Origin of the sequence: Streptomyces sp. NPDC101152 (assembly GCF_044768275.1) — a bacterium.
Lineage (GTDB): Bacteria > Actinomycetota > Actinomycetes > Streptomycetales > Streptomycetaceae > Streptomyces.
Window position 1 is genome coordinate 120,970 of the sequence record NZ_JBIWPO010000013.1, and the last position, 23,378, is coordinate 144,347.

Consider the following 23,378-nt stretch of genomic DNA (forward strand, 5'->3'; position numbering starts at 1 on the left):
AGTACGGATGGGACGGGTGGGACGGATAGGTTCCCTTGATACTTCAAGCGAAGGATCGAGTCCGTGTCCCAACCCCCCACCTCCTCACACCGCAGGAAGCGCTCCCTGCCCCGCCGCGGCGTCATCGCCGGCGCCGCCGCCGTGGCCGGCGGGGCCGCGCTGACCCCGGTGGTCTTCGCGGCCACCGACGCCGGTTCCGGTTCCGCCGACAACGCCGGCTCCGCCACCACCTCGCAGCAGTTCCCCGCCACCCGTACCGCCGCCGCGGACGGCACCGGTACGGCCACCACCCCCTTCGCCGCCTCCTATGTCGGCGTCCGCTGGAGCGGTGCCGCCGACGGGGCGGGCATCCGCTTCCCGGGCGACCCGTCGTTCCGGACCCTCGGCAGTGGCTGCGCGACCGTCGACGGCGGCGGTACGGCCCTGGTGGCGGCCGGCGACGCCAAGACCTACGACGTCAAGGCGCCGGACGGCACGACGGACGTGCGCTCGCTCGCCATCGACACCCGGCGCGGCCCCGACCGCACCTTCGACGTGCCCAGCGAACCCACGCGCGTGCGGGGCGTGCGCTACCTGTCCCGGCCCGCCTGGGGCGCCGACGAGTCCAAGCGGTACAAGGACGGCAAGGTCAACTCGCCGGAGAAGTACTACCCGTTGCAGGCGATCACGGTCCACCACACGGACACCCCGAACAACGACCCCGACCCGGCGGCGACCGTCCGCGCGATCTACGAGTACCACGCGGTCACCCTGGACTGGGGCGACATCGGCTACCACTTCCTGATCGACGAGGCCGGCGACGTCTACGAGGGCCGCTACTCCGGCGACGACGGCATCCCCGCCTTCGACCCCGCCGGCGACGTCGTCACCGCCTTCCACACCGCCGGCTTCAACTCCGGCAACCTCGGCATCGCCCTCATCGGCACCCTCGTCGACCAGGGGCCCACGGACGCCGCCAGGGCCTCGCTGACCCGTCTGATCAGGGTCGTCGCCCGCTTCAAGGGCCTCGACCCGCAGGCGCGGATCACCTACACCAACCCGGTCAACAGCGTCACCAAGGACGTCACCACGGTCGGCGGCCACCGCGACTGGCTGCAGACCGACTGCCCCGGCCAGCGGATGTACGACCTGCTGACCGAGGTACGAGCGGCCGCGTCCCGCTGACCTGCGCGGGGATCGGCCGCGACTGGCGGCCATTACGCTGGGAGGCTGATCGATCCCCCCGGGCAGGAGCGTAATGGCCGTCAATCTGGTCAATGTCGAGAACGTCAGCAAGGTGTACGGCACCCGTGCCCTCCTCGACGGCGTCTCCCTCGGCGTCTCCGAAGGGGACAGGATCGGGGTGGTCGGCCGCAACGGCGACGGCAAGACCACGCTGATCCGGATGCTGGCCAAGCTGGAGGAGGCCGACACCGGACGCGTCACGCACTCCGGCGGCCTGCGGCTCGGCGTGCTCACCCAGCACGACTCCCTCGACCCGGCCGCCACCGTCCGGCACGAGGTCATCCGGGACCTGGCCGACCACGAGTGGGCGGGCAACGCCAAGATCCGGGACGTGCTCACCGGACTGTTCGGCGGGCTCGACCTCCCCGGGTTCCCACAGGGCCTCGACACCGTCATCGCGCCCCTGTCCGGCGGCGAGCGCCGCCGTATCGCGCTGGCCAAGCTGCTCATCGAGGAGCAGGGCCTCCTCGTCCTGGACGAGCCCACCAACCACCTCGACGTCGAGGGCATCGCCTGGCTGGCCGGACACCTGCGCGAGCGCCGCTCCGCGCTGGTCTGCGTCACCCACGACCGCTGGTTCCTCGACCAGGTCTGCACCCGCATGTGGGACGTGCAGAAGGGCGACGTCTACGAGTACGAGGGCGGCTACTCCGACTACGTCTTCTCGCGTGCCGAACGCGAGCGCATCGCCGCCACCGAGGAGGCCAAGCGGCAGAACCTGGTGCGCAAGGAGCTGGCCTGGCTGCGGCGCGGGGCACCCGCGCGGACGTCGAAGCCGCGCTTTCGGGTCGAGGCCGCCAACGAGCTCATCAAGGACGTGCCGCCGCCCCGGGACAGCAGCGAGCTGATGAAGTTCGCCTCCTCGCGGCTCGGCAGGACGGTCTTCGACCTCGAGGACGTCACCGTGCAGGCCGGCCCCAAGGTGCTGCTCAAGCACGTCACCTGGCAGCTCGGCCCCGGCGACCGCATCGGCCTCGTCGGCGTCAACGGCGCCGGCAAGACCTCCCTCCTGCGGGCGATGGCGGACGCGGCCCGCAGCGACGGCGAGACACAGCCCGTCGGCGGCCGCGTCACCGTCGGCAAGACCGTCAAGCTCGCCTACCTCTCCCAGGAGGTCGCCGAGCTGAACCCGGCCACCCGGGTCCTGGAGGCCGTCCAGCAGGTGCGCGAGCGCGTCGACCTCGGCAAGGGCCGGGAGATGACCGCCGGTCAGCTGTGCGAGACGTTCGGCTTCGGCAAGGAGAAGCAGTGGACGCCGGTCGGCGACCTCTCCGGCGGTGAACGCCGCCGCCTGCAGCTGCTGCGCCTGCTCATGGACGAGCCCAACGTCCTCTTCCTCGACGAGCCCACCAACGACCTCGACATCGAGACCCTCACCCAGCTCGAGGACCTGCTCGACGGCTGGCCCGGCTCGATGATCGTCATCTCCCACGACCGGTTCTTCATCGAGCGCACCACGGACCGCGTGTTCGCCCTCCTCGGCGACGCCACCCTGCGCATGCTGCCGCGCGGCATCGACGAGTACCTGGAGCGCCGGCGGCGGATGGAGGAGGCGGTCGCGGCGGCCGCGACGCCCACCGCGGAGAAGGCCGCGCCGGAGAGGAGCGCCGCCGACCAGCGCGCCGCCAAGAAGGAACTCCAGAAGATCGAGCGGCAGTTGGACAAGGTCTCCGAGCGGGAGACCAAGCTGCACGCCCAGATCGCCGAGAACGCCACGGACTTCGCGAAGGTGGCCGAACTGGACGCCGAGCTGCGGGAGTTGGGCGTCCAGCGCGAGGAACTGGAGCTGCGCTGGCTGGAACTCGCCGAGGACGCGTGAAAGGTGAGTGAAGGCCGGTAACGAAGGCCGGTAACGGAGACATCACGGGCCGGTCGTCCCTTGGGAACAGGGGATGAACCGGCCCCGTGCGTTGTCGGTGGCGGGTGATAGAAAGGGCCGCCTGAGAGTCTTCTGAGACCACCGCGGGTCGTCGCGTACCCAGGTCGTGGCCGGAAATCAGTGATCGAACGGGGGAGAGGCGCTGATGGCTCAGCCGCCTGGTCAGCCGCCGCAGGGCGGCTTCGGACCACCGCAGGACCAGCCGCCGCAGGGCGCCTTCGGAGCACCGCCACCACCACTGGGCCCGCCCGCCGCGCCACAGCCCGGGTACGGCTATCCGCAGGCGCCCCACCAGCAGCCGGGCCCGTACGCCCAGCCCGGACCGTACGGCCGGCCCCCGCAGCCGGGTCCTTACGGCCGGCAGCCGGGTTACGGCCACCCGCCGCAGCCCCAGTACCCGGGCGGCCCCGGCAGGACCCCTCTCAAGAGCAGGACCGGCCTCGTGATCGCCGCGGCCGTCGCCGCGCTGGCCGTCGTCGGCGGCACCGTCTACGCGGTGACCGGCGGCGGTTCGGACGGCAAGAAGCCGGTGGCGGGGAAGAGTGACGGCGCCAGGCCGTCCGCCTCCGACACCCCGGTCGACCAGGGCGACGGCAGCGGCAACGGCGGCGCGGACCCGGAGAACCTCAACAAGGGCCGTCAGCCCGGCGAGGCGAGGGTCCTCTGGTACAAGTCGGCGCCGGACGCGCCCGGCGCGGGCGCCGACGCGCCCGGTATGTGGATCACCGGCAGCACAGCCGTGAAGGCCGCCTACAAGCAGGTCTTCGCCTACCGCGTCGCGGACGGCAGGCAGGCCTGGGCCACGGTCAGCTTCCCGCAGAAGATCTGCGCGGTCACCGCGGGGAAGTCCGCGAACGACAAGGTCCTGGTGGCCTACGAGAGCGGCACCAGCGACCGCGCCAAGTGCAACCAGCTCCAGCAACTCGACCTGAACACCGGCGCCCGGGGCTGGAGCACGACCCTCCCCGACGGCGCGCTGTTCGACAGCGCCATCAGCATCAGCATGTCCATCACCGGCAAGACCGTGATGGTGGGCCGCTCGCAGTCCGGGGCGGCCTTCGACATCGACAGCGGCCGGAAGCTGTTCGACAAGAAGAGGTACGGCGACGCGTGCTTCCCGACCGCCTTCGCGGGCGGCGGCAGGCTGATCTCCGTCGCGTCCTGCGACGCCGGCGGGGCGAACGAGCACGACGAGATGCAGGAACTCGACCCGCGGACCGGCCGGGTCAGGTGGACCCGGAAGTTCGACAAGGGCTGGACGGTCGCCCGCACGTACTCCGTCGACCCGCTCGTCGTCTACAGCACGAACGAGACCAAGAAGGCCTGGAACATCTCCACCTTCGGCGCGGACGGCAGGTTCCGCTCCCAGGTCGGCTTCGACGAGAACTTCGCCCCCCAGTGCGGCTGGGCGATCATCTCCCGCGACCTGCAGGGCTGCGAGGGCGTGGCCGCCGACGCGAGCACGCTGTACCTGCCGACCGACGCGAAGAGCGGGGCGAACGAGATCGTCGCCATCAACCTCGCCGACGGCAAGGAGAAGTGGCGGGTCACGTCCCCGGCGGCCGAGTCGATGCTGCCCATGAAGGTCGAGGGCGGCAGGCTCGTCGCCTATGTGGAGCCGTCGTACCGCGAGGGCGGCCGGGTCGTGTCGATCCCGACGGCCGGCTCGGACCACAGGCCGGCCACGCTGCTGCGCAACCCGGCGTCCACCGCGGCGATCGAGAACGGCTTCTTCTCCAAGGCCTTCGCCTGGGTCGACGGCCGCTTCTACCTCTCGACCACACGGCTGAACGGCAACGACACCACGAAGGAGAAGTTGATGCTCGCCTTCGGCAAGTAGCGCTTCCCCGCCCGCCGTCCGCCCCACCGCCGCCACGAGGTACCCACACCATGACCCAGCCCCCGCCCCCCAACCAGCCCCCACAGCAACCGGGCTTCGGCCCACCCCAGCCCCCCGGCCAGTCCCCCCAGGGCCCGCCCATCCCGCCGCCCGGTTACGGTTACCCGGGGCAGCAGCCGAACCCCTACGCGCAGCCCGCGCCGCCGTACGGGCAGGCGCCGAACCCCTATGGGCCGCAGGGCGGTTACGGCTATCCGCAGCAGGCCGTGCCGCCGCCACCGCAGGGCCAGGGCGGGCGGAAGGGCAACGCGCAGGTGGCCATCATCGTGTCCGCGGTCGTCGCCGTCGCGCTGATCGTCGGCGGTGGCGTCTGGTACGCGAACTCCGGCAAGAGCTACGGCAAGAAGGACCACACCGCGAACTCCAGCGGGGGCGACGCCTCTCCCAAGGGCGACGAGAAGGCGCCCGCGAACACCGCCTCGCGGGTGCTGTACCAGATCCCGATGCCCAAGGTCGACGACACCACCGCGGTCGCCGGCTCGTGGCTCACCGACAAGGCGTACGTCAAGAGCGGCGTCGCCGAGATCAACGGCTGGGACCGCGACAAGGGCTCCAAGCTCTGGACGATCAAGCTGCCCGGTCCGGTCTGCACGACCAGCAAGTACACGACGGACGACGGCCGCACGGCCGTCGTCTTCCAGCCCAGGACGCCCCCGAAGGGCCGCACGGCCGGCTGCACCCGGGTCGCCGCGATCGACCTGAACGCGGGCCGCATGCTGTGGTCCAAGGCCGTCGACTCCGGTGACCGGCCGATCACCTTCGACAACGTCACCGTCAGCGGCACCACGGTCGCCGTGGGCGGCACCAGCGGCGGCGCCGCCTTCGACCTGGCGAGCGGCCGCCGGCTGTGGGCCCCCAAGGCGACCGACACCTGCTACGACGCCGGGTACGGCGGCGGCCCGAAGCTGGTCGCGGTCCGCAAGTGCGGCCCCTACGGTCAGCGCCAGTTGCACATCCAGACCATCGACCCGGCCTCCGGGAAGGTGATCTCGGAGTACAGGATGTCCCAGGGCATCGAGTACGCGGCCGTCGTCTCGACGAACCCGCTGGTCGTGGCGGCCGACGTCGGCAACAGCGCGGGCGACGGCAGCGGCATCTCCGACTTCTTCTCCATCGACGACCGCACCGGGAAGCTGCTCACCCGGATCTCCGCGCCGGGCAAGCAGTACGCGGCCCGCTGCGACGACATCTCGGTCATCGAGCACTGCAGCGGCCTCGCGGTCGGCAACGGCAGGCTGTACATCCCGACCGAGCAGCACGACGGCTCCGGCCAGTTCAGCCGCACCAACGAGATCGTCGCCTTCGACCTGACCACCGGCAGGCAGACAGGCCAGCGCGCCGACGCCGGCAACGGCTACACGATCACCCCGCTGCGCATGGACGGCGGCAACGTGATCGCGTACAAGCGCCCCCCCTACGACAAGGGCGGCCAGATCGTCAGCATCGACGGCGGCAGCTTCAAGGAGACCAAGCTGCTGGAGAACCCGTCGACGCAGTCGGTGCGGGACGCCGAGGCGACCATGTCGCCGGACTTCTCCGAGATCCTCTACGGTCAGGGGCACCTGTACATGTCCGGGGTCTACGCGGACAAGCCGTCGGGTGCGAGCGACCGGAAGTACCTGGCCCTGGCCTTCGGCACTACCGGCTGAACCACCCGATTTGCAAGATATTCCGTCGATCCGGGGCACTTCTGGCCGGTAGGGGGAGCGCAACGTCGAACAAGCGTGTAGCTTCCGGGGGCATGAAGAGCGGGGGAGCCGGGAGGGGGCTCCTGTCCGCGCGGACCAGTGGGCATCCATAGTGGGGGATCCGTGGAGATCCACTGGGGGGACTGGGGGGTTGCTCGATGGGAGTGCGGCTCATGGTGGTCGACGACCACCGACTGCTCGCCGAGGCGCTTGCCTCGGCGCTCAAGCTGCGCGGGCACCGGGTGCTGGCCGCGGCGGCGCCCGCCGCCGGCGCGGCGGAACTGGTGATCACCCGTGCGCCGGAGGTGTGTCTGCTGGGTACGGCGACACCGGCCGAGCCGGGCATCTTCGACCCGGTGGTGCGGATCAAGCGGGAGCGTCCGCAGGTGGCGGTCCTGGTCCTGGGCCCGGTGCCCAGCCCGCGCGGCATCGCGGCGGCCTTCGCCGCAGGCGCCTCCGGTTACGTACGGCATGACGAGCGCATCGAGGGCGTCGAGCGGGCGATCATGAAGGCGCGGGCCGGCGAGGCGGCGGTGGCGCCCCAGCTCCTGCAGGGCGCCTTCAGCGAGCTGCTGAACCCCGCCGCCCAGCCCGACGACGAGGGCCAGCGGCTGCTGCAGATGCTCACCCCGAGGGAGGTCGAGGTCCTGGTCCGGGTCGCCGACGGCGAGGACACCCGCCTGATCGCCGCCGGCATGGGCATCGCCCCGTCCACCGCCCGCACCCACGTCCAACGGGTCCTGATGAAACTCGGCGTCGGCTCCCGCCTGGAAGCAGCGGCCCTGGCGGCCCGCACGGGCCTGCTGGACCGGGCGGGACCGGTGGCGCCCACGACCGGAACGGGGCCGCAGGCGCCGTAGCCCGCGGCCCCGCGGCCCGTCACGCGGCGGGCTTGTCCGGCAGGTCCTCGGGGGTGACCTCCGGGACCGTCGGAGGGGTCGGCCGCAGCTTCAGCCAGGCCAGGAAGAAGATGCCCAGCAGCAGCATCCCGATCCCGGTCCACAGGTTGATGTTGACGCCCTGCGCCTTGTCGATCGCCGCCTGGCCGTCGGTGATGCCGGCGATCGTGACGATGACGCCGTAGAGGACGAACAGGCCGCCGATGATGCGCCGCAGGTCGAAGATGCGGGCCGCGGTGGCCGACTTCTGCTGCAGTTCGGTGACCTCGCGCTGGACGTCCCTCTCGGAGTACCCGGAGTATCCGGACTGATCGGTCATGTTTTTCCAACTCCCCGGTCAGGATGCCATCAGAACGAGAACGGGATGTAGCAGGCGGCCGCGATGACCACCGCGCCCCAGCCCAGCAGGGCCGGCCGGCGGTACCAGGCGTCGTCGCCCACGGCGGGTGCCTCGGTCATGCCGGGGGACGTGGTGCCGTAGACCAGGCCCTGCAGCTCCTCGGCCGGCTTGGGCCTGGTGAACAGGGACACGACGACCATCACCACCGCGCCGGCGACGAAGCCGACGATCGCGGAGACGAAGTTGGCGCCCTGGTCGGAGGGGATGCCGATGATGCCCTTCTTGTAGATCACGAAGTAGTTCACCATCGCGGCCACGGTGCCCGCGAGCAGCCCCCAGAAGCCGGATTTCGTGGACGCCCGCTTCCAGAACATGCCGACGACGAAGACGACGAACATCGGGACGTTGAAGAAGGAGAACAGCGTCTGCAGGTAGCTCATGATGTTGGAGAACGAGGACGCCAGGAACGCCGTGCCGACCGAGGCGCAGACGCCGATCACCGTGATCAGGCGGCCGAAGCGGACGTAGTACTCGTCCTCACGGCCCCGGACCACGTACCGGCCCCAGATGTCGTTGGTGAACACGGTGTTGAAGGACGACACGTTGGCCGCCATGCCCGCCATGAACGCGGCGAGCAGACCGGTCACCGCGATGCCGAGGACGCCGTTGGGCAGCAGCTGGGACATGAGGTAGGGGATGGCGTCGTTGTACTGGTAGCCGGACTTCGCGGTGCCGAAGCCGGGGATCAGCGCGGCGGCGACCAGACCCGGGATCATGACCAGGAAGACGATGAAGATCTTGGGGTACGCGGCGATCAGCGGGGTGCGCTGACCGGCGGAGAGGTTCTTCGCGGACAGGGCGCGCTGCACCTCGGCGAAGTTGGTGGTCCAGTAGCCGAAGGACAGCACGAAGCCGAGGCCGAGCACGATGGTCAGCCAGTTGGCGCCCAGCGGGTTGGAACTGCCGATCCCGGTGCCGCCCCAGGCGGTGGTGAAGTTCGCTCCGTGGGTCGCGGTGAGCTTGTCGGTCAGGCCGCCCCAGCCGCCCACCTTCTTCAGGCCCAGCACGACGATCGGGATGAGGGCCGCGAGGATCACGAAGAACTGCAGCACCTCGTTGTAGATCGCGGAGGACAGACCGCCGAGGGTGATGTAGGCCAGCACGAAGGCGCCGGCCACCACGATCGCCACCCACTGCGGCCAGCCCAGCAGCGCCTCGACCACGATGGCCAGGGCGTACAGGTTGACACCGGCGATCAGAATGGCGGCGAACGCGAACAGGATGGAACTGAGGAGGTGTGCCCCCTTGTCGAACCGCAGCAGCAGCATCTCCGGGACCGAGCGGACCTTGCTGCCGTAGTAGAAGGGCATCATCACCAGGCCCAGGAAGACCATGGCGGGGATGGCGCCGATCCAGTACCAGTGCACGGTGTACGCGCCGTACTGCGCGCTGTTGGCCGCCATGCCGAGGATCTCGGTCGCCGCCAGGTTGGCGGAGATGAAGGCGAGGCCGGTGATCCAGGCGGGCAGGGACCGGCCGGAGAGGAAGAAGTCCAGACTGGTCTTCACCGATCTGCGGGCGGCGAAGCCGATGCCGAGGACCACCACGAAGTAGATGGCGAGGATCGTGTAGTCGAGCCCGTTCGTGGGGAGACGCAGCCCGGCGGCCAGGTATGGGGGGATATGCACCTGGTTATTCAACACTTCTGTTGATGTCCTTTGTTTGATTGTGCCGTTGACGCTCGTGGTGAGTTGTGTTTCGATGTGTTGAGTTCTGTTTGATGATTGAGTGGCTCGAATAGGGAGTCGCAGTGAAGAAGACCTCGACCCGACTGGCCGACGGTCGCGAGTTGATCTACTACGACCTGCGCGACGACAACGTCCGCGACGCGGTGGACAAGCGCCCGCTGGATCGGACCCACACCACCTCCGAGATCCGCCGCGACCCCCTCCTGGGTGACAGCGTTGCCATCGCCTCGCACCGTCAGGGCCGCACCTACCACCCCCCGGCCGACGAATGCCCCCTGTGTCCCTCCCAGGACGGCCGACTGAGCGAGATCCCGGACTCCTCCTACGACGTCGTGGTCTTCGAGAATCGTTTCCCCTCCCTTGCCGGTGACTCCGGCCGCTGCGAGGTCGTCTGCTTCACCTCCGACCACAACGCCTCCTTCGCCGACCTGACCGAGGAACAGGCCGCCCTCGTGCTGGAGGCGTGGACGGACCGCACCTCGGAGCTGTCCCATCTCCCCTCCGTGGAGCAGGTGTTCTGCTTCGAGAACCGTGGCCCGGAGATCGGTGTGACGCTCGGTCATCCGCACGGCCAGATCTACGCGTACCCGTTCACCACGCCCCGCACCGCCCTGATGTTGCGTTCCCTCGCCGCGCACAAGGAGGCGACCGGCGGGCAGAACCTCTTCGATCATGTTCTCGAGCGTGAACTCGCCGACGAGCGGGTTGTCCTGGAGGGTGAACACTGGGTGGCCTTCGTGCCGTACGCGGCGCACTGGCCCTACGAGGTCCACCTCTACCCCAAGCGCCGGGTCCCGGACCTGCTCGCGCTCACCGAGGAGGCGCGCACAGAGTTCCCCCAGGTTTATCTGGAACTCTTGAGGCGCTTCGACCGGATCTTCGGTGCGGGGGAGCCGCCCACGCCGTACATCGCGGCCTGGCACCAGGCCCCCTTCGGCGCGCTGGAGGAGTTCGAGGCCGTCAACCGGGACGACTTCGCGCTCCACCTCGAGCTTTTCACCATCCGCCGGACGTCCGGCAAGCTGAAGTTCCTCGCGGGTTCCGAGTCCGGCATGAGCGTGTTCATCAACGACATCCGGCCGGAGGCCGCGGCCGAGCGACTGCGAGAGGTAGCGAGTTGATGAAGTACCTGGTGACGGGTGGCGCGGGTTACATCGGCAGTGTCGTGGCCCAGCACCTGCTGGAGGCCGGGCACGAGGTCGTCGTCCTCGACAACCTGACGACCGGCTTCCGCGAGGGCGTCCCCGCCGGGGCCACCTTCGTCGAGGCCGACATCCGCGACGCCGCGAAGTGGCTGGACTCCTCCTTCGACGCCGTCCTGCACTTCGCCGCCTCCTCGCAGGTCGGCGAGTCCGTCGTGAAGCCCGAGAAGTACTGGGACAACAACGTCGGCGGCACCATGGCGCTGCTCGGCGCGATGCGCGAGGCCGGCGTGCGCAGGCTCGTCTTCTCCTCCACCGCGGCCACCTACGGCGAGCCCGAGCAGATCCCGATCGTCGAGACCGCGCCCACCAAGCCGACCAACCCCTACGGCGCCACCAAGCTCGCCGTCGACCACATGATCACCGGCGAGGCGAACGCCCACGGCCTGGCCGCGGTCTCGCTGCGCTACTTCAACGTGGCCGGCGCCTACGGCACCTGCGGCGAGCGCCACGACCCCGAGTCGCACCTCATCCCGCTCGTCCTGCAGGTCGCCCAGGGCCGCCGCGAGGCCATCTCCGTCTACGGCGACGACTACCCGACCCCCGACGGCACCTGCGTCCGCGACTACATCCACGTCGCCGACCTGGCCGAGGCCCACCTGCTCGCCCTGACGGCCGCCACCGAGGGCGAGCACCTGATCTGCAACCTCGGCAACGGCGAGGGCTTCTCGGTGCGCGAGGTCATCGAGACCGTCCGCAAGGTCACCGGCCACCCGATCCCCGAGATCGTGGCCCCGCGCCGGGGCGGCGACCCGGCCGTCCTGGTGGCCTCGGCCGCCGCGGCCCGCGAGAAACTGGGCTGGAACCCGTCCCGCGCGGACCTCGCGGGAATCGTGGCGGACGCGTGGGAGTTCGCCCAGAACATCTCAAGGGAGCAGTAGTGGGTGCACAGCAGGTCCGGGAAGGCTTCACCGCGCTGTACGGGGCCGAACCGGAGGGTGTCTGGTCGGCGCCGGGACGCGTCAACCTCATCGGTGAGCACACCGACTACAACGACGGCTTTGTGATGCCCTTCGCGCTGCCGCACGTGGCGACGGCAGCCGTCTCCCGGCGCACGGACGGCGTCCTGCGCCTGCACTCGGCGGACGTCGAGGGCGGCGTCGTCGAACTGCGCCTGGACGACCTGGCCCCCGAGACGGACCGGAACTGGACGGCGTACCCGGCCGGCGTGGTCTGGGCGCTGCGCGCGGCCGGCCACGCCGTGACCGGCGCCGACGTCCACCTCGCCTCCACGGTCCCCTCCGGCGCGGGCCTGTCCTCGTCGGCGGCCCTGGAGGTCGTGATCGCGCTCGCGCTGGGCGACCTGTACGAACTGGGGCTGCAGCGCTGGCAGCTGGCCCGCCTGTGCCAGCGCGCCGAGAACGTCTACGTGGGCGCCCCGACCGGCATCATGGACCAGACGGCCTCCGCGTGCTGCGAGGAGGGCCACGCCCTCTTCCTCGACACCCGGGACCTCTCCCAGCAGCAGATCCCCTTCGACCTGGCCGCCGAGGGCATGCGCCTGCTGGTGGTGGACACCCAGGTCAAGCACTCCCACAGCGAGGGCGAGTACGGCAAGCGCCGCGCGGGCTGCGAGCGGGGCGCGGCCCTGCTCGGCGTCGACGCCCTCCGGGACATCACCTACGCCGACCTCGACGCGGCCCTGGCCCGGCTGGGCGACGACGAGGAGGCGGTGCGTCTGGTCCGCCACGTCGTCACCGAGGACGAGCGGGTCGAGAAGGTCGTCGCCCTGCTCAAGTCGGGCGAGACCCGCGGCATCGGCCCCGTCCTCGTCGAGGGCCACGCCTCCCTGCGCGACGACTTCCGCATCTCCTGCCCGGAGCTCGACCTGGTCGTCGACACCGCCCTCGCCTCCGGCGCCCTCGGCGCCCGCATGACCGGCGGCGGCTTCGGCGGCTCGGCGATCGTCCTCGCGGAGGCCTCCGACGTGGAGACGATCACGAAGGCGGTCCTCGAGGCGTTCGCCTCCGGCGGTCATGCGGCGCCCAGGGTGTTCGAGGCGGTGCCTTCGGCGGGGGCCCGCAGGATCAGCTGAGCCGCTTTGTCAACGTGTACTCCGTGATCCCCGGCGGATAGTCGGGGATCACGCACACCACCTCGTAACCCTGCTTCTTGTAGAACTCCGGTGCCTGGAAGTCCCAGGTCTCCAGGCGGGCGGAAACGCATCCGCGTTCGTCCCGTGCCAGGCGCTCCGCCGTCGCGAGCAGTTGCGAACCGAGGCCGGTGCCGCGGTGGCGTTCGTCCACCCACAGATAGGTCACGTGCAGCCACGTCGTCCACGTGTGCCCGACCAGTCCGCCCGCCAGTTCGCCCGTCCCGTCCAACCCCCAGACGTGGAGCGGACGTTCCCGTTCACCTGGGGTTCCACGCAGCGCCCGCAGCACCGGGGAGGCCGCCGTGTTGGTCTCCCGGAGCCGGGTTCGAAGAAGATCGCGCCGCTGACTGTCGACTTCTGTCTCAAGACGAAACATGCGGCTCACGATAAACGCGCCGGACAGCCAGTTCTGCAAATAACCTTCCCCTCCCGGCCCCCGGCCGTACCCTGATGAACAGCACCGGTGGGGGCCGGTGCCGATCAGGGGGCGAGACAGTCGGGTTCGACGCCCGAAGTGGGGGTAACAGTTTCCGCACGGCGGCGGCCGCGGCGGGCCATCGCGCTTCGGGCGTCGCACCCGCGCCCGTTCCGTCTCCCGACAAAGGGGTCCCCTGCTCTTCAAGGAGCTTGGGGAAGGGGGTTTCGTGGTTCGCATCCGAGTCCTGGTCGTCGACGACCACCGCATCTTCGCCGAGTCGCTCGCCGCAGCCCTGGCGGCCGAGCCCGACGTCGACGTCTCCGCCGCCGGCAGCGGTCCCGCGGCGCTGCGCAGCCTGGAGCGCGCGGCCGCCGAGGGCCGCCGCTTCGACGTCCTGCTCGTCGACTCCGACCTGGGCGGCAACCTGCCCGGCGTGCGGCCCGCCGTGCCCGTGCACGACAGCGACGAGGACGGGCTGGTCGACGGGATCTCGCTGGTCGCCGGGGTGCGCACCGCGCAGCCGGGCGTACGGATCGTCGTGCTCGCCGAGAAGGACGATCCGCGCCGCGCGGCCCTCGCTCTGCAGGCCGGTGCCTCCGGCTGGGTCGCCAAGGACTGCTCGCTGTCGAGGCTCCTCAGCGTCATCCGGGGCGTCCTGCGCGACGAGACCCATCTGCCGCCCGCCCTGCTGACAGGCGTCCTGCGGGAACTGACGGCCGCCCGCAAGCACCGCACCGAGAGTGAACGCCTGGTCGAGTCCCTCACCCCGAGGGAGCGCGAGGTCCTCCGCTGCATGGTCGCGGGCCTGGGCCGCAAGGCGGTGGCCGAACGCCTGTTCCTCTCCCCTCACACGGTCCGCACCCACATGCAGAACGTCCTGGGCAAACTGGGCGTCCACTCGACACTGGCCGCGGTCGCGCTGGCGCGCCGGGCAGGGGTAGGCCCGGTTGACCTGGCCCCGTCCGGCCGAATCCTCCCAGAGGAAAGCAGCAGCGCTTGACGAACACCGGCGAGCACCAGCGCCCCGATTAGGGGCGCGGGGCTGTATTCGATATGCGGCTCCGCCGCGCGGGCGCGACAAGCCACAACGAACCCGCAGACGAAAACGACGCCCCTACCCAGGGATGTTGTCAAATGGCGCGGTCAGTTGGCGCAGCAGTCCCGCCAATTCCCCCCGCTGCGCTCGCGAGAGCTCCGCGAGGATCGCCCGCTCCTGGTCCAGCAGTCCGGCAAGGGCCTGGTCCGCGCGGTCCTGGCCCTCGTCCGTCAGTCGCACCAGCACCCCGCGCCGGTCGCTGGGGTCGGGCAGCCGTTCCACCAGGCCCTTCTTCGCGAGCCGGTCGATGCGGTTGGTCATCGTGCCCGAGGTGACCAGGGTCTGGGTCAGCAGCTGGCCGGGGGAGAGCTGGTAGGGCGCGCCGGCGCGCCTGAGTGCCGTCAGCACGTCGAACTCCCACGGCTCCAGCGCGTGTTCGGCGAACGCCAGCCGACGGGCCCGGTCCAGATGCCGGGCCAGTCTGCTCACCCGGCTGAGCACCTCGAGCGGTTCCACGTCGAGGTCCGGGCGCTCCCGGCGCCACGCTGCGACCAGCCGATCGACCTCGTCCTCCATGGCGATCAGTGTAGTGGTTGTGTCGATGTGAAGTCTCTTGATGCCAAGTATCTTGACATCAAGGTAAATTCAACGGGAAGGTGGATGCCATGAGCACTCCCGCCTGGGATCCGGCCCAGTACCTCCGCCACGCCGGCCACCGCGCCCGCCCCTTCGTCGACCTCCTCGCCCGCGTCCCCGACCTGCCGAGCGCCGCCCCGGCCGTCGCCGACCTCGGCTGCGGCCCCGGCAACGTCACCGTCCTGCTCGCCGAGCGCTGGCCGACCGCCCACGTCACCGGGTACGACAACTCGCCCGAGATGCTCGACCGGGCGCTCACCGAGCACGAGGGGCCCACCCCCGGCGGGGGGCGCCTGGACTTCTCGTACGCCGACGTCCGCACCTGGGCGCCCCCGCAGCCGTACGACCTGATCGTCAGCAACGCCACGCTGCAGTGGGTGCCCGGGCACGTGGAGCGGTTCGCGGAGTGGATCGCGGGGCTCAAGCCCGGCGGGACCTTCGCCTTCCAGGTGCCCGGCAACTTCTCCGCCCCCAGCCACCGGCTGATGCGCGAGCTCGCCCACGCGCCCCGCTTCAAGGACCGGCTCGCCGACACCCTGCGCCACGACGACGCCGTCCTCGCCCCCGAGGCCTACCTGCAGCGGCTGACCGCCCTCGGCTGCGAGGCCGACGTGTGGGAGACGACGTACATGCATCTGCTGACCGGCGAGGACCCCGTCCTCGACTGGGTGAAGGGGACGGGGCTGCGGCCCGTCCTGACCGCCCTCGCCGACGATCCGGCGGCCCGGGAGGACTTCCTCGCCCAGTACCGGGCGGCCCTGCGCGAGGCGTACCCCGCCACCGCGCACGGCACGCCGTTCCCGTTCCGCCGCGTCTTCGCCGTGGCCCGCAGGGAGGCCTGATGCTCACCGTCGTCGACCACGTCCAGCTCGCCGCGCCCGCCGGTTCCGAGGACCTGCTGCGCGCCTACTACGTCGACGTCCTCGGCATGACCGAGGTCCCCAAGCCGCCCGTGCTCGCGGCGCGCGGCGGGTGCTGGTTCCAGGCCGGGCAGGTGCGGCTGCACCTGGGGGTGGAGGAGGAGTTCCGGCCGGCCCGTAAGGCACATCCGGGGCTGCTCGTCACCGGCATCGAGGCCTACGCCGCCCGGCTAGAGGCGGGCGGCGCGCGGGTCGTCTGGGACGGCGACCTGCCGGGGCACCGGCGTTTCTACTCCGAGGACCCGGTGGGCAACCGGCTGGAGTTCCTGGAGCCGGAACGCTGAGCGCCCGTTTGGGTACGGCCGCTTCGGTTACCCGCGGTGGTGACACCGACGTCGAACTCGACCGGGAGTGATCCACGGTGGCGAAGGACCAGAAGGCGAAGGCCAAGGCGGAACAGGCCAAGGGCAAGGCCAAGGAGGCCATGGGCCAGGCCGTCGGCAACGAGAGCAAGACGGCCAGGGGCAAGGGTGAGCAGTCGAAGGGCGACATGCGCCAGGCCAAGGAGAAGGCGAAGGACGCCTTCAAGCACTGAGTAAGCGCAGACGGGACGAGTCCCGTGCCGGCCGATCGCGCCGGTGCGGGACTCAGCTCTTGCGGCGGCCTATCAGATGCGGCTTGGCCTCCAGGCCGTCCAGCCCGTGCCAGGCCAGGTTCACCAGGTGGGCGGCGACCTCCGCCTTCTTCGGGCGCCGCACGTCCAGCCACCACTGCCCGGTCAGCGCGACCATGCCGACCAGCGCCTGCGCGTACAGCGGGGCCAGCTTGGGGTCGAAGCCGCGGCTCTTGAACTCGCGGCCCAGGATGTCCTCCACCTGGGTGGCGATGTCCGAGATCAGGGACGCGAAGGAACCCGTCGACTGCGGGATCGGCGAGTCGCGCACCAGGATGCGGAAGCCGTCCGTGTACTCCTCGATGTAGTCCAGGAGCGCGAACGCGGCCTGCTCGCACAGCTCACGCGGGTGACCGGCGGTCAGCGAGCTGGTGACCATGTCCAGCAGGCGCCGCATCTCGCGGTCCACCACCACCGCGTACAGCCCTTCCTTGCCGCCGAAGTGCTCGTACACCACCGGCTTGGACACCCCGGCCTTCGCCGCGATCTCCTCCACCGAGGTGCCCTCGAAGCCCTTCGCGGCGAAGAGGGTCCGGCCGATCTCCAGCAACTGCTGACGGCGCTCGGCACCGGTCATCCGGGTCCGCCGCACGCGCCGGGGTTTGTCGTTGCTCTCGGTGCTGCTGGAGTCGGTCGCCACGGCGTCAATCATGCCGCCTCGGCGGTCTCCTTCCGGCGCCGAGAGCCCTCTTCCCCGGTGTTACGGCGCGAATCGATACGCGAGCGTGACGGCCAGCGCACGTCGTACGCCCAGCCGAACGCCTCGAACCAGCGGATGATGCGCGCCGAGGAGTCCAACTGGCCGCGCATCACACCGTGCCGCGCGGAGGTCGGGTCGGCGTGGTGCAGGTTGTGCCAGGACTCGCCGCAGGAGAGCACCGCCAGCCACCACACGTTGCCCGAGCGGTCCCGCGACTTGAAGGGACGCTTGCCGACCGCGTGACAGATCGAGTTGATCGACCAGGTCACGTGGTGCAGCAGAGCCACCCGAACGAGTGAGCCCCAGAAGAAGCCGGTGAACGCGCCCCACCAGGACCAGGTCACCAGACCGCCGATGATGGGGGGGAGGGCCAGGGACAGCGCCGTCCAGAACACGAACTGGCGGGAGACCGCGCGGGTCGCCGGGTCCTTGATCAGATCCGGCGCGTACTTCTCCTGCGGGGTCTGCTCCTCGTCGAACATCCAGGCGATGTGCGCCCACCACAGGCCCTTCATCAGTGCCGGGACGGTCTCCCCGAAGCGCCACGGCGAGTGCGGGTCGCCCTCCGCGTCGGAGAACTTGTGGTGCTTGCGGTGGTCCGCGACCCAGCGGACCAGGGGCCCCTCGACCGCCATCGACCCCATGATCGCCAGAGCGATCCGCAGGGGCCGTTTGGCCTTGAAGGAACCGTGCGTGAAGTAGCGGTGGAAGCCGATCGTGATGCCGTGGCAGCCGAGGTAGTAGAAGAAGACCAGCAGACCGAGGTCCAGCCAGCTCAGCCCCCAGCCCCACGCCAGCGGCACCGCCGCCAGCAGCGCGAGGAACGGAACGGTGATGAACAGCAGCAGCGTGATCTGCTCGATCGACCGCTTCTGCTCACCGCCCAGCGTGGCCGAGGGAGTCGGGGTGTCGGTCGACTTCGGGGCGTCGTCGATCACATCGGAGCTCGTGGTCATGGGCGTCCCCTGGGGGGTTCGAGGGTTGAGACAGATGCCGCCGGGCTTCGACAACCGTGCCCGGGTCCCGTTACAACGGTCCCTACGGTTGCGTAACCTACGGCATCGTAAGTATGGCAGTGCGCTGCCCGGCGGCAAGAGCCCGACATTCTGCGCGTCCGCATGGACACCTATCCTTGGAGTCGGTCGGACAGCGCGGTCCGCTCTGATTCCTTCCCGGATGTCAGGGCCGTATGCGGCACCCGCCGCGCGGCCCCGGCCGCCGGGTTCCCCTCCCGGACGAGCTTCAACACTGCAAGGAGCCGCACCTGTGAGCAGTGCCGACGACCAGAACCCGACGACCAACAGCGAGCTGCGCGCCGACATCCGCCGGCTGGGTGACCTCCTGGGCGAGACCCTCGTCCGCCAAGAGGGCCCCGAGCTGCTGGAACTCGTCGAGAAGGTCCGCCGCCTCACCCGCGAGGACGGAGAGGCCGCCGCCGAACTGCTGCGCGGTACCGAACTGGAGACCGCCGCCAAGCTCGTACGCGCCTTCTCCACCTACTTCCACCTGGCCAACGTCACCGAACAGGTCCACCGCGGCCGCGAACTGCGCGCCCGGCGCGCCGCCGAGGGCGGACTCCTCGCCCGTACCGCCGACCGGCTCAAGGACGCCGACCCCGAGCACCTGCGCCAGACGGTCGCCAACCTCAACGTCCGCCCGGTCTTCACCGCCCACCCCACCGAGGCCGCCCGCCGCTCCGTCCTCAACAAGCTCCGGCGAGTCGCCGCACTCCTGGAGACCCCCGTCATCGAGTCCGACCGCCGCCGCCACGACACCCGCCTGGCGGAGAACATCGACCTCGTATGGCAGACGGACGAACTCCGCGTGGTGCGCCCCGAGCCCGCCGACGAGGCCCGCAACGCCATCTACTACCTCGACGAACTGCACGCCGGCGCCGTCGGCGACGTCCTCGAGGACCTCACCGCCGAACTGGAGCGCGTCGGCGTCAAGCTCCCCGACGACACCCGCCCCCTCACCTTCGGCACCTGGATCGGCGGCGACCGCGACGGCAACCCCAACGTCACCCCCCAGGTCACCTGGGACGTCCTCATCCTCCAGCACGAGCACGGCATCAACGACGCCCTGGAGATGATCGACGAACTCAGAGGCTTCCTGTCCAACTCCATCCGCTACACCGGCGCCACCGACGAACTCCTGACGTCCCTGCAGGCCGACCTCGACCGCCTCCCCGAGATCAGCCCCCGCTACAAGCGACTCAACGCCGAGGAGCCCTACCGCCTCAAGGCCACCTGCATCCGGCAGAAGCTGGAGAACACCAAGCAGCGCCTCGCCAAGGGCACCCCCCACGAGGACGGCCGCGACTACCTCGGCACCAGCGAACTCCTCGCCGACCTCACCCTCATCCAGACCTCCCTGCGCGAACACCGCGGCGCCCTCTTCGCCGACGGCCGCATGAACCGCACCATCCGCACCCTGGCCGCCTTCGGCCTGCAACTCGCCACCATGGACGTCCGCGAACACGCCGACGCCCACCACCACGCCCTCGGCCAGCTCTTCGACCGGCTCGGCGAGGAGTCCTGGCGCTACGCCGACATGCCCCGCGAATACCGCGCCAAGCTGCTCGCCAAGGAACTCCGCTCCCGCCGGCCCCTCGCACCCACCCCGGCGCCCGTCGACGCCGCCGGCGCCAAGACCCTCGGCGTGTTCGAGACCGTCAAGCGCGCCTTGGAGGTCTTCGGACCCGAGGTCGTCGAGTCGTACATCATCTCCATGTGCCAGGGCGCCGACGACGTCTTCGCCGCCGCAGTCCTCGCCCGCGAGGCCGGCCTCATCGACCTGCACGCCGGCTGGGCCAAGATCGGCATCGTGCCGCTCCTGGAGACCACCGACGAACTCAAGGCCGCCGACACCATCCTCGAGGACATGCTCTCCGACCCGTCCTACCGGCGCCTCGTCGCCCTCAGGGGCGACGTCCAGGAGGTCATGCTCGGCTACTCCGACTCCTCCAAGTTCGGCGGCATCACCACCAGCCAGTGGGAGATCCACCGCGCCCAGCGCCGCCTGCGCGACGTCGCCCACCGCTACGGCGTACGCCTCCGCCTCTTCCACGGCCGCGGCGGCACCGTCGGCCGCGGCGGCGGCCCCTCGCACGACGCGATCCTCGCCCAGCCCTGGGGCACCCTGGAAGGCGAGATCAAGGTCACCGAACAGGGCGAGGTCATCTCCGACAAGTACCTCGTGCCGTCACTGGCCCGCGAGAACCTCGAACTCACCGTCGCCGCCACCCTCCAGGCCTCCGCCCTGCACACCGCCCCCCGCCAGTCGGTGGAGGCACTGGCCCGCTGGGACGCCGCCATGGACGTCGTCTCCGACGCCGCCCACGCGGCCTACCGCCGCCTCGTCGAGGACCCCGACCTGCCGACGTACTTCCTCGCGTCGACGCCGGTCGACCAGCTCGCCGACCTGCACCTCGGTTCCCGGCCCTCCCGCCGCCCCGGCTCCGGCGTCTCCCTCGACGGCCTGCGCGCCATCCCGTGGGTCTTCGGCTGGACCCAGTCCCGCCAGATCGTCCCCGGCTGGTTCGGCGTCGGCTCAGGCCTCAAGGCACTGCGCGAAGCGGACCTCACTGCAACATTGGGAGGAGAGGGCGTGCTCGACGAGATGCACGAACAGTGGCACTTCTTCCGCAACTTCATCTCCAACGTCGAGATGACCCTCGCCAAGACCGACCTGCGCATCGCCGCCCACTACGTCGACACCCTCGTCCCCGACGAGCTCCAGCACGTCTTCGACACCATCAAGGCCGAACACGAGCTGACCGTCGCCGAAGTCCTCCGCGTCACCGGCGAGGCCGAACTCCTCGACGCCACCCCGGTCCTCAAGCAGACCTTCGCCATCCGCGACGCCTACCTGGACCCCATCTCCTACCTCCAGGTGACCCTCCTCAAGCGCCAGCGCGACGCCGTGGCCGCCGGCGAGGAACCCGACCCGCTGCTCTCCCGCGCCCTCCTCCTCACCGTCAACGGCGTGGCCGCCGGCCTGCGCAACACCGGCTGAGCACCCGCACACGACGGTGCCCCCGAGCCTCGGACTCGGGGGCACCGTCTTCTCAGAACCGCGAAAGCCTCAGATCATCACGAACGCCGCCGTCAGCAGCGCGACCCCCGACAACGCCAGCACCCCCGCCAGCCGCGTCCGCCGCAGTCCCCCGGCCACCACCACCGACGCCAGCAGCAACGCCCCGCCCATCGGAACCCACGCGTACAGCACCCCCGACGGCCCCGACCGCACGACCTCGTCGCTCCCCGGCAGCACCACCACCGAGTAGGTCCGCCCCTTGCGCACCGCGACCGTCTTCTCGATGACGACCCGCTCCCGCGCCGGCGCCCCCGGAGCGGCAGGCGTGTACGGACCGGTGCAGGCATCCGCAGCACACCGCGTCACCTCGATCGTGCCGCGCTCCCGCCCCTTGGTCAGCATCACGTACGGAGCCGTCCGCCACGACGCCCACACCCCGGCGATCAGGATCAGCACCGCGACCGCCGCCATCGCCACCAGCCGCCCGAACCGCAACGCCGTGACGGAGACCTGACGGGCGGCGGTAGCTGCGGGCATGGCCGGGATCATTGGCCATGCCCGGACGGTCAGTCAAACCCGCCGGGGGACAAGTCAGGAGTTGTACGTGCTTTGCGCCCGCTCCAAGCCCTCGATCACCAGACACTCCACCGCGTCCGCCGCCCGGTCCACGAAGTAGTCCAGCTCCTTGCGCTCCCCCGACGCGAAGTCCTTCAACACGAAGTCCGCGACCGGCATCCGCCCCGGCGGCCGCCCGATCCCGAACCGCACCCGGTTATAGTCCGCACCGAACGCCTTCGTCATCGACTTCAGCCCGTTGTGCCCGTTGTCCCCGCCACCCAGCTTCAACCGCAGCGTCCCGAAGTCGATGTCCAACTCGTCGTGCACCGCCACGATGTTGGCCACCGGCACCTTGTAGAAGTCCTTGAGGGCGTTCACCGGCCCACCGGAGAGGTTCATGTACGACATCGGCTTCGCCAGGATCACCCGCCGGTTCGCCGGACCCACCGGACCGATCCGCCCCTCCACGACCTGCGCCTGGGCCTTCCCGGCCCGCTTGAACCTCCCCCCGATCCGCTCGGCCAGCAGATCGGCCACCATGAACCCCACGTTGTGCCGGTTCATCGCGTACTCCGGCCCGGGATTCCCGAGGCCGACAACCAGCCACGGAGCGCCTTCGGGGGTCGTCACGTCCAGTTCTCCTCGATACGCGCCAGCCGCTGCCCCTCACCGGAACAGCGGCTGACGAAACGACGATCGGTGCGGATCAGGCCTCGGCGACCTCTTCGCCCTCGGACTCCTCGCCCTCGGACTCCTCCGCCTGCGCGGCCAGCACCTGCAGCACCACCGCGTCCTCCTCGACGGCCAGCGTCGTGCCGTTCGGCAGCGTGATGTCCTTCGCGAGGACGGAGGCGCCGGCCTCCAGGCCCTCGATCGAGACCGTGACGGACTCGGGGATGTGCGTGGCCTCCGCCTCGACCGGCAGCGCGTTCAGCACGTGGTCGAGCAGGTTGCCACCCGGAGCCAGCTCGCCCTCGGTGTGCACCGGAATCTCGACCGTGACCTTCTCGCCCCGCTTGACCAGCTGCAGGTCCACGTGCTCCAGGAAGCCCTTGATCGCGTCACGCTGCACGGCCTTCGGAATCGCCAGCTCGGTCGACTTGCCGTCGATGTCCAGCGAGATCAGCACGTTCGGCGTACGCAGCGCCAGCAGCAGGTCGTGACCCGGAAGCGTCAGGTGCAGCGGGTCCGAACCGTGCCCGTACAGCACACCGGGAACCTTGCTGGCACGACGGATACGGCGGGCGGCACCCTTGCCGAACTCGGAACGAGTCTCGGCGGAGATCTTCACCTCGGACATGATCACTCCTCGCAGAAATAGGAACGGACGTGGTCACCCGGCCACGAACGGCCTGCTACGAAGAGCGCGTCGATAACGGACAACCGAACCCCCACGAACAGGGAACGGCCTCCCTCGCCGAGCAACTGGAGCAGTCTACTCGGCCAGGGAGGCCACAGAAAAATCGATCACTCTCGCAGGAGCA

22 protein-coding genes are annotated in these 23,378 nt (G+C 70.2%); 13 read left to right on the plus strand and 9 right to left on the minus strand.

Going from position 1 to position 23,378, the window contains the following annotated elements:
* Positions 1–63: 63 nt before the first annotated feature.
* The 5 genes from ACIRVK_RS19535 (at position 64) to ACIRVK_RS19555 (ending at position 7,551) form a co-directional block, all read left to right on the plus strand.
* On the plus strand, positions 64–1,164 hold the full coding sequence (locus ACIRVK_RS19535; RefSeq protein ID WP_404248593.1) for a peptidoglycan recognition family protein: 1,101 nt from the start codon (positions 64–66) through the stop codon (positions 1,162–1,164).
* 73 nt (positions 1,165–1,237) lie between these two features.
* Complete coding sequence (locus tag ACIRVK_RS19540) at positions 1,238–3,043, plus strand: ABC-F family ATP-binding cassette domain-containing protein (RefSeq protein ID WP_404248595.1); 1,806 nt, start codon at positions 1,238–1,240, stop codon at positions 3,041–3,043.
* A 205-nt stretch (positions 3,044–3,248) separates the two neighbouring features.
* Entirely contained in the window at positions 3,249–4,943 is a 1,695-nt protein-coding gene (locus tag ACIRVK_RS19545) for a PQQ-binding-like beta-propeller repeat protein (RefSeq protein WP_404248597.1), read from the plus strand.
* Positions 4,944–4,993: 50 nt separating this feature from the next.
* A complete protein-coding gene (locus ACIRVK_RS19550) occupies positions 4,994–6,652 on the plus strand; it encodes a PQQ-binding-like beta-propeller repeat protein (protein WP_404248599.1) in 1,659 nt (552 codons plus the stop codon).
* Between the two features lie 197 nt (positions 6,653–6,849).
* Positions 6,850–7,551 (plus strand): LuxR C-terminal-related transcriptional regulator, encoded by a 702-nt coding sequence (locus ACIRVK_RS19555; RefSeq protein ID WP_404248601.1) that lies wholly within the window; start codon positions 6,850–6,852, stop codon positions 7,549–7,551.
* Positions 7,552–7,570: 19 nt separating this feature from the next.
* Here ACIRVK_RS19555 and ACIRVK_RS19560 read toward each other — a convergent pair whose 3' ends face one another.
* Positions 7,571–7,909 carry a hypothetical protein gene (locus tag ACIRVK_RS19560; protein ID WP_404248603.1) on the minus strand — a complete coding sequence of 113 codons (339 nt, stop codon included), beginning with the start codon at positions 7,907–7,909 and terminating at the stop codon, positions 7,571–7,573.
* Between the two features lie 29 nt (positions 7,910–7,938).
* A complete protein-coding gene (locus tag ACIRVK_RS19565; protein WP_404248605.1) occupies positions 7,939–9,618 on the minus strand; it encodes a sodium:solute symporter family protein in 1,680 nt (559 codons plus the stop codon).
* A gap of 122 nt (positions 9,619–9,740) precedes the next feature.
* On the opposite strand from ACIRVK_RS19565, the gene galT reads away from it, so the two are divergent.
* From galT to galK, 3 genes are read left to right on the plus strand one after another with little or no spacing between them, the layout of a single operon-like run.
* Positions 9,741–10,799, plus strand: coding sequence for a galactose-1-phosphate uridylyltransferase (gene galT / locus ACIRVK_RS19570; RefSeq protein ID WP_404248607.1), 1,059 nt, complete (start codon positions 9,741–9,743; stop codon positions 10,797–10,799).
* Complete coding sequence (gene galE / locus ACIRVK_RS19575; protein WP_404248609.1) at positions 10,799–11,761, plus strand: UDP-glucose 4-epimerase GalE; 963 nt, start codon at positions 10,799–10,801, stop codon at positions 11,759–11,761. Before galT ends, galE begins: the two co-directional genes overlap by 1 nt.
* Positions 11,761–12,915 (plus strand): galactokinase, encoded by a 1,155-nt coding sequence (galK, locus tag ACIRVK_RS19580; protein WP_404248611.1) that lies wholly within the window; start codon positions 11,761–11,763, stop codon positions 12,913–12,915. The genes galE and galK overlap by 1 nt, the downstream gene beginning before the upstream one ends.
* On the opposite strand, the gene ACIRVK_RS19585 is transcribed toward galK, so the two are convergent.
* Positions 12,908–13,363, minus strand: coding sequence for a GNAT family N-acetyltransferase (locus ACIRVK_RS19585; RefSeq protein WP_404248740.1), 456 nt, complete (start codon positions 13,361–13,363; stop codon positions 12,908–12,910). The genes galK and ACIRVK_RS19585 overlap by 8 nt on opposite strands.
* A 256-nt stretch (positions 13,364–13,619) precedes the next feature.
* On the opposite strand from ACIRVK_RS19585, the gene ACIRVK_RS19590 reads away from it, so the two are divergent.
* Entirely contained in the window at positions 13,620–14,393 is a 774-nt protein-coding gene (locus ACIRVK_RS19590) for a LuxR C-terminal-related transcriptional regulator (RefSeq protein WP_404248613.1), read from the plus strand.
* Positions 14,394–14,507: 114 nt separating this feature from the next.
* Here ACIRVK_RS19590 and tamR read toward each other — a convergent pair whose 3' ends face one another.
* The gene (gene tamR, locus ACIRVK_RS19595; RefSeq protein ID WP_359015623.1) at positions 14,508–15,005 is read right to left on the minus strand and encodes a MarR family transcriptional regulator TamR; all 498 of its coding nucleotides are present in this window, start codon (positions 15,003–15,005) and stop codon (positions 14,508–14,510) included.
* A gap of 89 nt (positions 15,006–15,094) precedes the next feature.
* On the opposite strand from tamR, the gene ACIRVK_RS19600 reads away from it, so the two are divergent.
* The 3 genes from ACIRVK_RS19600 to ACIRVK_RS19610 all read left to right on the plus strand — a co-directional run bounded on the left by ACIRVK_RS19600 (position 15,095) and on the right by ACIRVK_RS19610 (position 16,520).
* Positions 15,095–15,907 (plus strand): trans-aconitate 2-methyltransferase, encoded by an 813-nt coding sequence (locus tag ACIRVK_RS19600; protein WP_404248615.1) that lies wholly within the window; start codon positions 15,095–15,097, stop codon positions 15,905–15,907.
* Positions 15,907–16,269, plus strand: coding sequence for a VOC family protein (locus tag ACIRVK_RS19605; protein WP_404248617.1), 363 nt, complete (start codon positions 15,907–15,909; stop codon positions 16,267–16,269). The genes ACIRVK_RS19600 and ACIRVK_RS19605 overlap by 1 nt, the downstream gene beginning before the upstream one ends.
* A gap of 77 nt (positions 16,270–16,346) precedes the next feature.
* Positions 16,347–16,520 carry a CsbD family protein gene (locus tag ACIRVK_RS19610; protein WP_404248619.1) on the plus strand — a complete coding sequence of 58 codons (174 nt, stop codon included), beginning with the start codon at positions 16,347–16,349 and terminating at the stop codon, positions 16,518–16,520.
* A gap of 52 nt (positions 16,521–16,572) precedes the next feature.
* On the opposite strand, the gene ACIRVK_RS19615 is transcribed toward ACIRVK_RS19610, so the two are convergent.
* Positions 16,573–17,250, minus strand: coding sequence for a TetR family transcriptional regulator (locus ACIRVK_RS19615; RefSeq protein WP_404248620.1), 678 nt, complete (start codon positions 17,248–17,250; stop codon positions 16,573–16,575).
* Positions 17,247–18,254, minus strand: a complete 1,008-nt coding sequence (locus tag ACIRVK_RS19620) for an acyl-CoA desaturase (protein WP_404248622.1) — start codon at positions 18,252–18,254, stop codon at positions 17,247–17,249. Before ACIRVK_RS19620 ends, ACIRVK_RS19615 begins: the two co-directional genes overlap by 4 nt.
* A 310-nt stretch (positions 18,255–18,564) precedes the next feature.
* On the opposite strand from ACIRVK_RS19620, the gene ppc reads away from it, so the two are divergent.
* Positions 18,565–21,315: a phosphoenolpyruvate carboxylase gene (gene ppc, locus ACIRVK_RS19625; protein WP_404248624.1), complete on the plus strand. Its 2,751-nt coding sequence runs from the start codon at positions 18,565–18,567 to the stop codon at positions 21,313–21,315.
* A 69-nt stretch (positions 21,316–21,384) separates the two neighbouring features.
* Here ppc and ACIRVK_RS19630 read toward each other — a convergent pair whose 3' ends face one another.
* From ACIRVK_RS19630 to ACIRVK_RS19640, 3 genes are all read right to left on the minus strand, one after another.
* The gene (locus tag ACIRVK_RS19630; protein ID WP_404248626.1) at positions 21,385–21,885 is read right to left on the minus strand and encodes a hypothetical protein; all 501 of its coding nucleotides are present in this window, start codon (positions 21,883–21,885) and stop codon (positions 21,385–21,387) included.
* A 42-nt stretch (positions 21,886–21,927) separates the two neighbouring features.
* On the minus strand, positions 21,928–22,530 hold the full coding sequence (pth, locus tag ACIRVK_RS19635) for an aminoacyl-tRNA hydrolase (RefSeq protein ID WP_404248742.1): 603 nt from the start codon (positions 22,528–22,530) through the stop codon (positions 21,928–21,930).
* A gap of 70 nt (positions 22,531–22,600) precedes the next feature.
* Positions 22,601–23,194, minus strand: coding sequence for a 50S ribosomal protein L25/general stress protein Ctc (locus tag ACIRVK_RS19640; RefSeq protein ID WP_404248628.1), 594 nt, complete (start codon positions 23,192–23,194; stop codon positions 22,601–22,603).
* Positions 23,195–23,378: the final 184 nt, after the last annotated feature.

What these genes read in the sequence shown, in the direction of transcription:
- ACIRVK_RS19550 (WP_404248599.1), top strand. Translation starts at nt 4,994, where the DNA reads ATGACCCAGCCCCCGCCCCCCAACCAGCCCCCACAGCAACCGGGCTTC.
- ACIRVK_RS19600 (WP_404248615.1), top strand. Translation starts at nt 15,095, where the DNA reads ATGAGCACTCCCGCCTGGGATCCGGCCCAGTACCTCCGCCACGCCGGC.
- ACIRVK_RS19545 (WP_404248597.1), top strand. Translation starts at nt 3,249, where the DNA reads ATGGCTCAGCCGCCTGGTCAGCCGCCGCAGGGCGGCTTCGGACCACCG.
- ACIRVK_RS19630 (WP_404248626.1), bottom strand. Translation starts at nt 21,885, where the DNA reads ATGATCCCGGCCATGCCCGCAGCTACCGCCGCCCGTCAGGTCTCCGTC.
- ACIRVK_RS19640 (WP_404248628.1), bottom strand. Translation starts at nt 23,194, where the DNA reads ATGTCCGAGGTGAAGATCTCCGCCGAGACTCGTTCCGAGTTCGGCAAG.
- ACIRVK_RS19615 (WP_404248620.1), bottom strand. Translation starts at nt 17,250, where the DNA reads ATGATTGACGCCGTGGCGACCGACTCCAGCAGCACCGAGAGCAACGAC.
- tamR (WP_359015623.1), bottom strand. Translation starts at nt 15,005, where the DNA reads ATGGAGGACGAGGTCGATCGGCTGGTCGCAGCGTGGCGCCGGGAGCGC.
- ACIRVK_RS19540 (WP_404248595.1), top strand. Translation starts at nt 1,238, where the DNA reads ATGGCCGTCAATCTGGTCAATGTCGAGAACGTCAGCAAGGTGTACGGC.
- ACIRVK_RS19620 (WP_404248622.1), bottom strand. Translation starts at nt 18,254, where the DNA reads ATGACCACGAGCTCCGATGTGATCGACGACGCCCCGAAGTCGACCGAC.
- ACIRVK_RS19555 (WP_404248601.1), top strand. Translation starts at nt 6,850, where the DNA reads ATGGGAGTGCGGCTCATGGTGGTCGACGACCACCGACTGCTCGCCGAG.
- galE (WP_404248609.1), top strand. Translation starts at nt 10,799, where the DNA reads ATGAAGTACCTGGTGACGGGTGGCGCGGGTTACATCGGCAGTGTCGTG.
- ACIRVK_RS19605 (WP_404248617.1), top strand. Translation starts at nt 15,907, where the DNA reads ATGCTCACCGTCGTCGACCACGTCCAGCTCGCCGCGCCCGCCGGTTCC.
- ACIRVK_RS19560 (WP_404248603.1), bottom strand. Translation starts at nt 7,909, where the DNA reads ATGACCGATCAGTCCGGATACTCCGGGTACTCCGAGAGGGACGTCCAG.